The following is a 12,604-nucleotide window of genomic DNA, read 5'->3' on the forward strand; positions in this document are numbered from 1 at the left end:
AGGGTTTGAGAATAACAATTAAGTTACGTAATAATTGAATAGGAAGACAATAATATACAAGAGTTTGCGAATAGAAGTTTTGTAGTATTTAATCCTCAATTTAGGAACTAGAAATAATTAAATAGATAGTAATGAAAATTGTCTAGAAAATAGGAGTATGCTAGTATAGAGATAAATAGTTCGATCTCAATCAAGGAATCCTTTTGAATTATAGATAGAATGTCAAACACGATTATCATTCTTCATTCCCCTGAAATGTTCTTTCAGATGCGACAATCTGCTAAAAAATACTCAAAATAGAATCTATACAACTATAGATCTGTATTCGAACATTAATTTGTTTCTGGGATCTGGAGGCAACATGATAAGAGTATTAAGAATATTCTAATTTTTATCAAGGAAAGAGGGTTGAGATAAATCATGAGGACATTTTTATTTAGATAATCATTTTGGATTCATGAGATCAACTAGATTAAAGATCTTGACGCCCAGTCTTCTGTTTTAGTTAACTGTATAACCATATAGCCACAATAAGTAATTGGACATTAACATATTTATCACCGCAGATTAAACATACTGTGTGACTTTGACCTCTGGTTAACTCGATCTCTAGTAGTCAAGAATATGCAATATTGTGTAATGGACTCACTAAAGATTATGGATCACAAACTGCCGTGGATCAAATAAATTTACAAATCAAAAGTGGAAGTATTTTTGGCTTATTAGGTCCGAATGGGGCCGGAAAGACTACGGTGATTAAGATGTTAACTGGCTTATCTAAACCAACGCAAGGGAAAGCATTAGTTGCAGGCTATGATGTTATGACTCACTCCTTAAAAGTGAAAGAAAATATAGGATGGATTTCATCTGAGGTAATTTTAGACGATTCTCTGACTATAATGGAGAATATTTGGATTCAGTCTAGATTACACAGTATGAACAATACTTGGAAGAAAAAAGCAACAGGGTTATTGAAATATTTGGAATTGGATGAAAAAGACAATAAAAGGGTTGGAAAATTTTCGACTGGGATGAAAAAGAAATTGGAAATAATCATGGCGCTAATACATGATCCAAAGGTCCTGTTTATGGATGAACCAACAATTGGACTAGATGCAAATTCCAGAAGATTGCTTTGGAGATTGATAAAGAAAATAAATACGGAATACGGAGTTACAATATTATTAACTACTCATTATATCGAAGAAGCGGATGTATTGTGTGATGATATTGCTATAATTAACGATGGTAAAATTGTTGCTACCGGCTCACCCCAACAGCTAAAGTCTAGAGCCAGCGGAGACATTGTGGAAATTGATTTCTTCTCACATTTCGACTATAAGATTTTAGAAGACGTTAGTGGGATACTGGAAATAATTGAAGTAGGTTTAGAAAATAGTGATACGGAACAAAGAACACGATCGGAGAGCTCTTTGAGGTTACGTATTAAAGTCGGAAACGCCGAAACTATTTTATCGAAATTAATTTCGAAAATAACAGCATTTCAGCCAGCGCTTATTAAATCAATTAAGATAGAAAAACCAAATTTGGAATCGGCTTTTCTAGAACTTACGGGAAAACGATTTGAAGAAATGGAAGAAACTACATACGATCAAAATAGGATCGATTAAAATCAATATAAAAAGTAAAGACAAGAATGATTAGAATACTTAATCAACTTTTTGGATTGTATATAAGAGAGATAAAAACTACGTTTAGAAGTCCGGCCATAATAGTATTAAGTATTATCCAACCTTTATTATGGATAATTTTTTTTGGGAGTAGTTTTGCATCCGCACCAAGAGGGTTTCTTGAAGATTTCTTTCATACGGATAATTACATAGCATTCTTATTATCAGGACAGCTTGCTACTTCGATGCTATTTGTAGGAATGTTTAGTTCATTGAGTCTCATTCAAGATAAAAAATCTGGATACCTGAGAAGAATAATGGTCACCCCTACTAGAAATTATACTATATTCCTATCTAAAGTATTAGGAGCTTCAACCCGGGGGATGTTGCAAGTTCCAATCGTCTTCGCTGGCGTAATGTTATTTGGAGTACAACTACCAGACATAATTGGAATAGTGGCTTTTATAGTATCGCTATTCCTTCTAAGTTTAGGTCTTTCTTCAATATATCTATTTTTAACTATGAAAAGTTCAGACTGGCAAATCCCAACTGTAGTGGCCAACTTCATAAACCTTCCTCTGATGTTTTCTAGTACAGCATTGTTTCCAAACGAAAACTTTCCGACTTGGATGCAAGTAATTTCGAACCTAAACCCCGTTTCATTTTCGTCTACATTTGGAAGAGAAATTATTATTTCTGGCAATATTGCCAATGCTAACTGGTTGTATTTTTTTTATCTATTAATATTTGCTTCCAGTACGTTACTCATAGGTGTACTAGTGGCGAATAAAGCTTTGAAAATTGATTGATCCAAAATATACCTTCACAGGGTATGGTGTAATCATTTTGTCAAAATCTTTGACCCTTTATATTATAAAAGATCAAATCAAATATGTTAACTACTTCTACTAAGTTTTTTCTAATTAATTGTATTCATGCCAACATTCATTCTTTTATCTAATAAATTCCAGGTCTAGATAGGGCATATCTATCTAGATATGCCTAGGAGCAATTAACAAAAACAATGGAATCATTGTTGAAAACTAGCATAAAGTCTCTTATACTTTTTAGTTGATAACTTTTAATGTCAGTTATTCAAGAAAATCATACACTTCAAAGGTCTTTAAAATGTACTCCGAAAGCAAGTCACCGGTATATATAGTGATTAAGTTAGATATTTTATCAGACATTGTTAAATTAATTAATTTATCTCTTTAAGGTTATAAAGTTAAGAACGCAGTAGATGAATATAATCGAGCCTCTAGGTAGAATGACGGGATTTTCCTTACCTGTTGTTAACTGTATTTATTACCAGAACTTGATATAGATCATCTAAAAAAAAGGAGAAAATATTATAAAAAAGTGGTTTTTGTTGTTTTGGATATATTATTCTAGTTATTGTGTAGTTGAATTACCAGTCATACCGGTAGAATTATCCATACTCATGGTCATATTACCCATTTGATCCATTGGCATTGTTGAATTATCCATTGTCATTGACATGTTATCTTGTGCTACTACTGGTGTTACCATTGCTACTCCTGCAAATAAAGATGCTGCTGCCACGATACTTAAAACTACGAATACATTGAATTTATTCATGCAATGTACCTTTTACTTCATACTATATAACGCTAGTTTAATATATGGAAATTTTTCAGTTAATTTTATAGAAGAAATTCGATACTAATTTTGAAAATGCTTGGTTGGAATTTCCTATCAAATATACCTAACTAGAATTTTCCGTATATTATAGAAAAAGTGTATGAACATTATCGTCATAGATAATTGTCAAAACTAAAGCTCTACGTGGAGATAAAAATATCTTCAATTAACTTTTAAATGCTTATATTGAATAAGACCATATTTTCTTGCGAAACATAACTCTATCCGATAAAAGCAAAGATACTTGAATAAGATACTGTAATACCTAATGATTTTTGAACATAAAAGTTTAATAAAGTAGGATTATTGAAGTATATCAAAATTATCCATTGGATGATCATGTCCCTAGACATGAGTACAACAACAATAGTTAAAGCGTACAGTACATCTCGGTATAGGATAGGCATGGCAATCTGGCGTATAGGATGAATGGACATGTTGGCTGTTGTTATCCTTGTTTTATGATACATCTATCGCATTACTTTTAGGTATTATCTTTGCGCATATTATCTACTTTGATATATCATTTACTAATCTATCGGTATTCAGATGAAAAAAGATTTTTGCTATAGATTATATTAATAAAGGTTGGTAAACGAATTATATAATCACATAACTTGATGTCTAGTTTCATCTCATCTACCTGTGCTTTTATAACGGAGATATAAAAGAAATAGGAGATAATTTAGTATCAATCATCTTATTCAAAGGATTTTCTAAGAGAAATTATTTAGATGTTGAACTAGTAATAAAATAATTCAAACAAGTAATTCCTTAAGTGATTCATATCTTTTCACATACTCCATTCCTTTTGGAGATATCACATAATGGGGAACGTCATTGTATTCGCTATTTAATAAAAGGTTCTTGTCAGTAACCTCCTGGATAAATTGATTAGATAATAATGAGAATAATATCTGCTTATTTGCTGCAATTCGATATTTCGTTAAAGGGATTGGATAGTAGCTAAGATATGAGAGGGCATCGTACAACGAATCATAATGAGTCTTATGCTCGCTTCTTTTTGATTTTTGATAGCTTATTATCATAACCATGACTTATTTAGTCACAATATAGGTAGTAACATACTTAAAAAGCCATAAACTAACAAAAAACTCGAAGTTTATTATATATAAATTTAACAGTAAAATCGTCGACTGAAAAACTTGTACCGCCCTGCAATATACAATAATGTCCAATTATGTCATATTAACGGTTATTAATTTATACATAAAATACGAATGCTTTTCAGAAAAACGTGGATATATTTAATAGGAATATTCCATAAACGGTTAATGAACATTCAATCTCTTTTCATAATATTTGCATTCTTAGGAATATTTTCTATTATGACCGGAAATATTGGAACTCTGTTGCACAATATAGTCAATCTTCTTTTACAACTCCACCATTGGATAATCTAACAGGTATTGCGGAAGGTAATACTACATCATCAAATTCGACCAGTACTTCTGACAGTAGTGGAGAAAGTGGAGATAACTAATCCATCAAGCATCATAAATTCTTTTACTAATATTTCAGTAAAAATTTACTATATAGCAATTTATTATGGAAAAGCATAATAGTAATAGGCAACCATGCAGTTAAAAAGTTTAAGGATTAGCTACAAATTTTTACAGTCAAAATATTATATAATTGCTCTATCTATGGTTTTATTATTATCGACCTTTATTTTAGACCCACAGTTGGATGCATTCGCTCAACAACAGCAAGATACAGGATTCTTAGTCAATTCGATTTGTCAATTAGTTCAGGATAATAGTTTGATCTCGACATTAGTGGGACTAGATCAGGCATTAAATATATGTAATAATCTAAATTCGATTGGATCAAATCAAGCACTATCTGAATTATGTTCCACTATTGGTGACTTAAATGTTATTAATATAGACACCTACTGCAATCAACATACATCAATTCAGACTCAGCCTCTAAACGAGAGTAATAAGATACCCAATAGCCAAGACAATATGGATAGCAATCTAAATGAGACAGTAAATCCAGCTTCAAATTCTATTATAGATAGAATTTTAGGTTTATTCTTTGGCTTTCTTAATTTTTAATCTTTCAATCAAACTGTATAAATTATTTATTCGTACATAATCAACCAAAGTCAAATAAATCACCCAAGAAACCTCCTTTTTTGTGTTTTCTTCTACGATAGTAGTCATCGTCATCGTCATCGTCATCATGACCTCTTCCATAGTGATATTTTTGGTAGTGTTCATCTTCGTACCTGTTTTGCATATTTGCAACTTTTTCTAACTCTCCACGATCTAGCCATACACCTTTGCATCTAGGACATTGATCTATTTCAACGCCTGATCTATTGCTTAATCTCATTTCAGTGGAACAATTAGGACACGATAAACTCATTGTCTGAAATTTGTACTTTAAACCAAATAATTGTTATAAACTAACATCCTTTACGTCAAAAATATATCAACTTTATTAAAATAAAACGAGTCATCATTTTCTTTGAATTAGATCATTATTGTTAATTCATTTTTATTTAGTAGTCTATAACTTCTTTCATTTTTGTTCTCAATTTTGAAAAGTATTATAAAGATTTTCAAATAAGGAAATATTTGTAATTACTACAAATTTATTTTAGTCGATAAAGCTTCATTATTTCCAAGTGATTTATCTTGCCATACAACAAATAGGCTACTATTAGAAGATACGGTCATGGATGGACATTCTGATATTCCGGCATTATTGCTAATATTTATGGCTTCACTAAATGAGTCCCCCAAATCACGACTTTTCATGAGAAAGATGTCCTGATTACCTTCAAAAGTATTATTGAGCGGAGTAGCTTGTATTGCAACAACTAACTCACCAGAATGCTGAATAAGTTCGACGTTTAGTGGGTTTAAGAATTGACCCTTAATAAAAGATGGCTTGGTAAAACTGTTACCATTATCTATACTTTTAGTGAAATAGATACCATCGCCTGGTATATTGCTACTAATATTTACATTAGTCGATAGAGAGGTATCACGATTGTTAGTAGATGGGTCAGGAGAACCCCAAACAATATATATATAATTATCGTTAGCAGTTATTTGGACCTCACCTGGCTTCTCTTTATCGTTTAAACGGATTTCTTCGTCGAAACTACTTCCATTGTCAGTAGATTTGACAAAAAATATTCCCTCATTAGAATTGTTTGTTCCGACAATTGATTTATCTTCACTATCAATATTCCATGCTATATACACATTGTCTTGATAGGAAGAAATTTTAGGAAAAGAGCTTTTCCCTGCGTTGTCGCTAAGGGACACTACGTCACCAAAGGAGCTCCCGCCGTCATTACTGGAGATAAACGATATGTTACTGTTATCTTGTGAATTTTTTTGGGAATCTTGCCATACTATATACACATTATTCCCAGATACAGATATCTCTTGATTATAAGAATCAGCTCCGTTATTTGAAAGATTGATTACATCACCAAATGTTTGTCCACCATCTGTACTTGAAATAAGGTAGACATCCCTATTCAGGGAAGTATTATCTGCCCAAACTATATAGACATTGTTTCCATTAATTGCCACTTGAGGATGCTCAGAAAATCCAGAGTTATTTGATAGATTGATTACATCACCAAATGTTTGTCCACCATCTGTACTTGATTTTAAAAGTATATCATAATTAATCCGATTATCGCCAAACAGGTTATCCTGCCACACGACATATACTTTATTTTGAGATGATTCTGTCTGAGGGTATACAGAATCTTTATTGTTATCACTTATGTTCTCTATAATAAATGTATTATTAGTTTCGTTTTGTTCTTGTGAGTAAGACATCCGCTCATAGCCCATACCCTGAATTAGAGTCGGAAATAACATTATTAAACAAATAATAGCAAAACAATTTAGTTTCCTATATGAAAACATAAGATAACTAATCAACGTCTTCAATAATAGTTTAACTTAAGAGGCAGTTATAACATAGGTTCCAAATTACTTATCTAGAGCTCATAATTTTAATAGAAAGGAAATTTACGCATTGCAACATACACATTTGTAGGTAAAGTTAGAATCAACAATATTTTACTGGGTATCAGGAGATACTTTTTGAAACAAGTGAAGAAAACTGCAATAGCAAGAGCTGTTTTTTTTTGTTAGTGAAGAGTATCAATGCAATATCGATGCTCATATTAGCTTCGTCGGCGCATATGCTAATTCAAATATATTTTTGAAAAAAGAGGGAAAGGCTTCATGTATGGCAACTAATCCCAATCTTGTATGTGGTAATAATATTGAACTATTAAGATGCGCGAATATATCTACATGCTATAAAGATAATCAAATCCGCTATGATCTCAGCATATTATTAAAAGTAACAGTGAATCAGATAGATCAGGTTTATCATATTATGGGTAGTAGGTTTTAATATTATAGTCGGCATTGTATCCACATATGTCTATTCATACAATCTTTAATGGTTCTCTAGCTGTAACATTTTATCACATTCACAAGGATTAGCTAATATTATATCGAAAAAATTCGCAACATCGTTGTGCAGTAAACTCAACAAAGAATAGTACTACATAAATATTCTTGTTGGAAATTTATAATATCGGAACGAAAATATAAAACGACCATAGCTGAATAAAATAACGCAACCTATTTCAAAATCGGAAGTGGTAAAGAATTTTCCATTCTTAACTCAACGAGAAAACCAAAAAGGGGTCCTAAATGACATATGTAATGCATTTGATTCCGATTATAGATACGTTATTCTAGAGGCTCCAACAGGATTTGGAAAAAGTGCAGTAGCCATAGCACTTGCTTTGAGTCTAGGCTCAAGTTATATATGCACATCTACCAAGGATTTACAAACGCAATATTCTAAAGACTATCGTTATATTAAGGCAGCTAAGGGAAAAAATAACTATCCCTGTTTATTAAAGCAAGATTTTGTAGATAACGGTACCTATCAATGTGGAATATGTGCTTCATCTAATGCAAATGAGTGCTATCACACAACTGTTGAATATGGGCATTGTATGACAAATGAATCATACAAAGATAATGGTTGTAAATATAGGACGTTTGCAAAAGATTATCAAATAATTAATGAAAGTACAAAAGAAGAAGAAATATACATCGACAATGCTACCATACAGAGGTATCAAGCACAATATTCTGGATGGATACCAATAAGTAATCTAAAAGTACGAAGGCAGTGGAAACCATGCGAATATTTTAATCAATTAAATATTGCACTAGCATCCAGCCATTCCATATTCAATTATTCTATTTTCCTCGCATTTTTACCTTATAATAAACGCCTCTCGGAGAGAGAACTTTTGGTGTTAGATGAAGGCCATCTTATAGAAACAGAAATTGTCAAGTTTATGGGACTATCAATATCTAAAAGGAGATGGAAAAGGTATATTGGTAATTTTGATATTGTAGATTATGGCTATGACAGTATAGAAAGATGGATTGACTTTTTGATTGAACTTGAGACCAAAGTGATCGCTGTCACTGGTAATGACGCTTTGGTCTCGGCACTTGATATAGAAAGAAGCATCAAATATGATTACTATAATACTAGAAAGATACTATCAGAAAATAAACAAAGCAAGAAGAGAATAGTTTCTGGTTCAGATTTGTTTGAAAGTGATGAAGAAATCTCAAAAAAATATAACGAAGATGATATCGTGTCAAAAAATTATTCAAAAACACTTGGTGATGAGTTGGCTGTTGACGCTATCAAGGATATGGAAAGATTGACGCGAACAATAAACAGCGTACTTGCAAATCCAAAAAATTGGATAGTATCAGAAATCAAAAAGGATAATTACAAAATAGAGAAAGTGGAATTAAAGCCATTAGATATTGCTCCTTACTGTAAATCGGTATTTGAAAAAGGATCCAAAATACTGATAATGAGTGCTACTATTCTAAATAACAAGGCATTTTGCAAAAGTATTGGTTTAAATCCAGATGAGGTAAAGTTTATTCGAGTTAAATCAGATTTTCCAGTAGAACGCAGGGCAATTTATCCCCTAAATATTGCGTATCTTAACTATAGTAACCTTCAATCGATTGATATTATGTCTAGGATTGCTTCAGCTGTTGATAATCTAATGTATACTCATAAAAATGACAAAGGAATTATCCATACTACATCGTATGAGCAGCTTAACTTTATCAAAGAAAATATATCCAAGGAAAATTCAAGAAGGCTGTTATTAACAGATCCAGAAATACAAAGGGATGAAATCATATTTCAACATGTATCTACCTCCATACCAACCGTTCTTATTTCACCATCACTTCACACAGGTCTTGACCTAAAGGATGAACTGTCAAGATTTCAAATAATTACTAAAGTGCCGTATCCAAATAAAAGTGACAGGTGGACTAATGCAAAAAGACAGGTGGATGAAGAATGGTATTATTGGCAGACAGCGTTGAGATTGATACAGGCATATGGAAGATCAGTTAGATCTAAAGACGATTGGGCAAGAACATATGTTTTAGACTCGGCATTTAGCTATTTTGTAAGAAAGAATAGAAATTCGTTACCTGACTGGTTTGTTCAAGCCATCAAAGGTAGAATATAGATAAAATAATTCATTTATCCATTTTGGTTATAGCTCTGATTTTGTAATCGAATATACGGATTTTGATTCATTGTATTATTAAAGCTATCTTAATAGGGATCAGAGGAAAAACTGTTAATCAATTGATTTAGATATCTAGATAAGTTAAATAGATATTAAATCAATTACTCAAATTTAAGAGCCAGTTACAGTAAGAGTGTATGTATGTACAATGGACTAATAGGAGTAAAATTTAGTCAAATATTTCAAAAATTATTCTAAAATAGAATCTGGTGTTAAAATTATACTCATCATTTAAATTTACTTTATATTCTCTAGCTCTTTAGAACATTCTTGACAGACTGTTTCATGTTCTTTGGAAATGAATGATTTGCCACATGATGAACATTTTATCGTGTGATCTTCATACATATGTAGAATACAATGAAATAACAAAGTATTAAAGCACTTATCTATCACTTGATTAAATCGATATTCATAAAAATTAAATTCGAATATATTTATTCCAACATCTAGATTGGACATTGACATGTACTAGTACGGGAATTGACTAATCGAAAATATGAAGGATATATTACAGAGTGATAGATGACCTTATGTACAAGATAATGTGCATATTGCATAGAGGTAGAATGTGAAGATTTACAGATTTATGAGCAACTCGCAAGTTAATAAATCCGCCAATTTCAAATTATTGATTATATGCTTTCAGGCGACCCTTTTTCTATCTAATTATAATATTCCATAATAACAGCAGCATTGCCTATACTATTTAGAGAATCAATCTTTTTTAGAAGTGTAACAGGCTTAATGGAACATTATCTATTCAGCCCCTCCTACTTACTCCCACTTGAGCATACACAATATAACTATTAGATAAAGCATAAGAAAACCTTGCAGATTTAATAGTTATACTAGAATATGTCGAACTTGGTCGCATAACTTTATTATTGGCGTAACCTAGCATATGAATTCCTATAATCTATGCGGTCACCGGGATTTGAATTCCCGCTATGTCTTTATTAAAAGACAAAGTCCCGGGTTACGGGCTTTCTCCATATGAAATTATATATGGAAGGCCAGTGTCCTAACCAAACTAGACGATGACCGCAACACAATTTCTTTATTTTGTTCTGATATTAAACTTTTCCAATATGGTTATATTGGGATGATGAAAAGTTAATATTTATAATTTCTTACTTTCTTTTGTTAGAAAAAATATAGTTTAAGAGCGTGTCTATTGCTTTGTTAGTTAATTTATGTTTATAATAGTTAGATCCTTTTTTTGGTTCCTCAGTTAGTTTATCTTTTTGTATAACATCATACGGTCTATGATCGAGTGCGCCCTGAAAATGAACTTTGAATTTTTGAAGTTTTGAAGCCACAATTGAATCAAAAACTTCTTTTTGCCAAACCGACCCTATAAAATAAATAGTTGGAGGATTAGTAAGATTAGTTACTTTATTGAGAACGTTGTAGATAACAGCTTCAATCGTTTTAGAATTATTATCATTTTCTATATATTGTTCAGAGATACCGCCGGCTATAAGATGATCGGTAATAACTCTGGTATATTCATTTTTAGATATTAAGATTACAGATGTATTAAATTTGTCTGGTTTAGATTTCATAATGATATTGAATGTTTGAATGCACAATTCAATTCTTCCCATGATAAAACCAGGAAGCGAATCATCGACAATTTCTTTGGTAGATTCATCGTCTATTTCACCATTTGGGTTGCCATCCCTATTAAAATTACAATATAATAACATCAGATTACCGTAAGTAAAAGCACTATCAGACAATTTGATAATATAGTATATAACTAACAAATTTATAGATAACGAAATCAAAAATATGAGATTAGTTGATCTTTATTTTACCAACTGGTATTTAGATCGGTACCCTCTTGGATTTATCATCATATCATCATAATTAAAGGAGGATGAATTTCCTATTATAATCGTAGTTATCATTCCCATCATGTCAGGATATTCTAACATTTTTCCTAAATTTGTGACAACAATTGACTGGCTGTCTCTAAACGCACCTTTTACTATTGCAACTGGAGTTTCTGGACTCCGGTATTTTAGAAAAATATCTCGTGCATCCTTAAGTTGGTGAATGCGCTTTTTACTCGATGGATTATACACAACAGTAACGAAATCTCCAAGAGCAGCAGCTTCAACTCGTTTTACAATAATCTCCCACGGCACCAAGAGGTCACTCATACTGACAACTGCAAAATCGGTCATCAGCGGGGATCCAATAAGAGCACTACATGAATTTAAAGAAGAGACTCCAGGTACACATTCAACTTCAATCCCTTTATTTTTTTTCCATCCTTTTTCAGCAAGAATTTCATATATCAATCCTACCATTCCATATATTCCAGGGTCCCCTGATGAAACTAGCGATACGGTATTCCCTTTTTCAGCAAAATCTATGGCTTGATTAGCTCGATCTACTTCCTGAGTCATAGGATATCGGTATACTTCTTTATCGGTAATTAGATCTTCTACCAATGACACATAGGTTTCATAACCCACGATGATTTGGCTTTCTTCAATCACCTGTTTGGCGCGAAAGGTCATATGATCATGATGGCCCGGGCCAACCCCTACAACGTATAATTTTCCTAAACTCATTACAAGATAGTTATTATCTGTATACATTTATTTACTTTCTTTTCTTC

At 31.9% G+C, this 12,604-nt stretch carries 10 protein-coding genes and 1 tRNA gene; 4 read left to right on the forward strand and 7 right to left on the reverse strand.

The window, feature by feature from the left end; genetic code table 11:
- Nucleotides 1-674 precede the first annotated feature (674 nt).
- Nucleotides 675-1,631, forward strand: coding sequence for an ATP-binding cassette domain-containing protein (locus tag AB0A59_RS11705; RefSeq protein ID WP_458743991.1), 957 nt, complete (start codon nt 675-677; stop codon nt 1,629-1,631).
- A 26-nt stretch (nt 1,632-1,657) separates the two neighbouring features.
- Complete coding sequence (locus AB0A59_RS11710) at nt 1,658-2,440, forward strand: ABC transporter permease (RefSeq protein ID WP_458743993.1); 783 nt, start codon at nt 1,658-1,660, stop codon at nt 2,438-2,440.
- A gap of 586 nt (nt 2,441-3,026) precedes the next feature.
- On the opposite strand, the gene AB0A59_RS11715 is transcribed toward AB0A59_RS11710, so the two are convergent.
- Together AB0A59_RS11715 and AB0A59_RS11720 are read right to left on the reverse strand one after the other, a co-directional pair.
- Nucleotides 3,027-3,233, reverse strand: a complete 207-nt coding sequence (locus AB0A59_RS11715) for a hypothetical protein (protein WP_458743994.1) — start codon at nt 3,231-3,233, stop codon at nt 3,027-3,029.
- An 821-nt stretch (nt 3,234-4,054) separates the two neighbouring features.
- The gene (locus tag AB0A59_RS11720) at nt 4,055-4,345 is read right to left on the reverse strand and encodes a hypothetical protein (RefSeq protein ID WP_458743996.1); all 291 of its coding nucleotides are present in this window, start codon (nt 4,343-4,345) and stop codon (nt 4,055-4,057) included.
- A 618-nt stretch (nt 4,346-4,963) separates the two neighbouring features.
- Between AB0A59_RS11720 and AB0A59_RS11725 the strand changes: the two genes are divergently transcribed.
- Nucleotides 4,964-5,380: a hypothetical protein gene (locus tag AB0A59_RS11725; RefSeq protein WP_458743998.1), complete on the forward strand. Its 417-nt coding sequence runs from the start codon at nt 4,964-4,966 to the stop codon at nt 5,378-5,380.
- 40 nt (nt 5,381-5,420) lie between these two features.
- On the opposite strand, the gene AB0A59_RS11730 is transcribed toward AB0A59_RS11725, so the two are convergent.
- Nucleotides 5,421-5,693, reverse strand: a complete 273-nt coding sequence (locus tag AB0A59_RS11730) for a TFIIB-type zinc ribbon-containing protein (RefSeq protein WP_458743999.1) — start codon at nt 5,691-5,693, stop codon at nt 5,421-5,423.
- A 221-nt stretch (nt 5,694-5,914) separates the two neighbouring features.
- A complete protein-coding gene (locus AB0A59_RS11735; RefSeq protein ID WP_458744001.1) occupies nt 5,915-7,174 on the reverse strand; it encodes a sialidase family protein in 1,260 nt (419 codons plus the stop codon).
- A gap of 797 nt (nt 7,175-7,971) precedes the next feature.
- On the opposite strand from AB0A59_RS11735, the gene AB0A59_RS11740 reads away from it, so the two are divergent.
- Entirely contained in the window at nt 7,972-9,906 is a 1,935-nt protein-coding gene (locus tag AB0A59_RS11740) for a helicase C-terminal domain-containing protein (protein ID WP_458744003.1), read from the forward strand.
- 985 nt (nt 9,907-10,891) lie between these two features.
- Here the strand turns inward: AB0A59_RS11740 and AB0A59_RS11745 are convergent.
- The 3 genes from AB0A59_RS11745 to cobJ form a co-directional block, all read right to left on the reverse strand.
- Nucleotides 10,892-11,017, reverse strand: a tRNA-Gly gene (locus AB0A59_RS11745).
- Nucleotides 11,018-11,102: 85 nt separating this feature from the next.
- Nucleotides 11,103-11,714, reverse strand: a complete 612-nt coding sequence (locus AB0A59_RS11750; RefSeq protein ID WP_458744005.1) for a hypothetical protein — start codon at nt 11,712-11,714, stop codon at nt 11,103-11,105.
- 69 nt (nt 11,715-11,783) lie between these two features.
- Nucleotides 11,784-12,584 carry a precorrin-3B C(17)-methyltransferase gene (gene cobJ / locus AB0A59_RS11755; protein ID WP_458744007.1) on the reverse strand — a complete coding sequence of 267 codons (801 nt, stop codon included), beginning with the start codon at nt 12,582-12,584 and terminating at the stop codon, nt 11,784-11,786.
- Nucleotides 12,585-12,604: the final 20 nt, after the last annotated feature.

The organism is Candidatus Nitrosocosmicus sp. T (genome assembly GCF_054408485.1).